The sequence below is a fragment of the Lacticaseibacillus manihotivorans DSM 13343 = JCM 12514 genome, assembly GCF_001435035.1.
Taxonomy (GTDB): Bacteria; Bacillota; Bacilli; order Lactobacillales; family Lactobacillaceae; genus Lacticaseibacillus; species Lacticaseibacillus manihotivorans.
In genome coordinates this window covers 1-1,357 of record NZ_AZEU01000224.1, presented here as the reverse complement: position 1 = coordinate 1,357, position 1,357 = coordinate 1, and the positions used below count along the sequence as shown (strand labels likewise).

General features: G+C 44.6%; 1 protein-coding gene. It reads left to right on the top strand.

The window, feature by feature from the left end:
* Positions 1–80: 80 nt before the first annotated feature.
* Positions 81–1,322 (top strand): ISL3 family transposase, encoded by a 1,242-nt coding sequence (locus tag FD01_RS11760; RefSeq protein ID WP_054720112.1) that lies wholly within the window; start codon positions 81–83, stop codon positions 1,320–1,322.
* Positions 1,323–1,357 lie beyond the last annotated feature (35 nt).

The window sequence follows — 1,357 nt, the reverse complement described above, 5'->3', positions numbered from 1 at the left end:
GACAAAATAAAAAGGGCACCACGAGGCTACCCATGCTATGCTCTAAGCGACCAAACCAAAAGCTAACGAGGTAATCTATGATGTCCCAGTTCAATCCTACTCTGTCTGTTCTTGGAATTCCAGATACAAATATTCATGTTTCGGATGTACGCGATGAATACCGCGGTAAAGGCACTCGTCAGCGCAAAGAACATATCATCGTTGCGAAATTAACGTATACACTCACGCGTTGTCCTCTGTGTGGAATGGACGCTTTGCGTCCTTATGGCTTTAAGGCAACTCACATCCACGTGCAAGGTGCTACAGATATTCCAACAGTCATCGATTTGGATAAACAACGATGGCTATGTGCTAACTGTCACCACTCAACGATGGCGACCACACCACTTGTAGAACCTAACCATTCAATCGCTAAGGGTGTTCAAATGCGCATTGTCGAGCTCGCACGCCTACGTCTTCCTAAGAAGACAATCGCATCCATCATTGGTATTTCACCGACGACAGTTCAACGTACGCTTAATGCCAAAATCAAATACCACGCAGCCAGAACATTACCGATCAACCTCTCCTTTGATGAGTTCAGATCGACGGGTAATATGATGTCCTTCATTTGTATTGATGGTGATACTCATAAGTTGGTAAGTCTACTTGGCGACCGTTTAAATAAGACCATCAAAGACTTCTTTATCTCGCACTATAGTTTAGAGGAGCGTAGCGCCGTGCGCACAATTACAATGGATATGAACGCCGCCTACCAACTCTTCATCAAAGAAGTGTTTCCAAACGCTCAAATCATCATTGATCGTTTTCATATCGTTCAGCTCCTTGGACGCGCCTTAGATCAGGAACGTATCACAACACTCAAGCAAATCAAAGATCATCATTTGCGCACCTATAAGGTGCTCAAGTCTCAGTGGCGACTCTTTCATAAGGCTGAACCAAACGCTCAACGTGTCCGGTACTTCTTCGGCCTGAACGAATATATGACCGAACAAAACGCCATCGATATCGCACTTGATGAATATCCTCAATTCAAACAGGTATACGACCTGTACCTAGCGTTACACGAGGCACTGATGAATCACAATACACGGAAGCTCTGGCAACTCATTGATACTTATCAACCAAGTGGAACAGCTATGGATACCGCAATTGCCACACTCAAGCAAAATCGTCGAGGCGTTCTAGCAGCGACGGCCAGTCCAAGATCCAACGGTCCAATCGAAGGCATCAACCGGATGATCAAATCTCTCAAACGTTCCTGCTTTGGTTTCAAAAATCAAACCAACTTCTTCAATCGCATCTATCAATTAGCTGCTTAAGATAACAAAAAGACCTCCAATCATGGAGATCTTCC

Coding starts and splice junctions, on each gene's coding strand:
- FD01_RS11760 (WP_054720112.1), top strand. CDS start 81: ATGTCCCAGTTCAATCCTACTCTGTCTGTTCTTGGAATTCCAGATACA.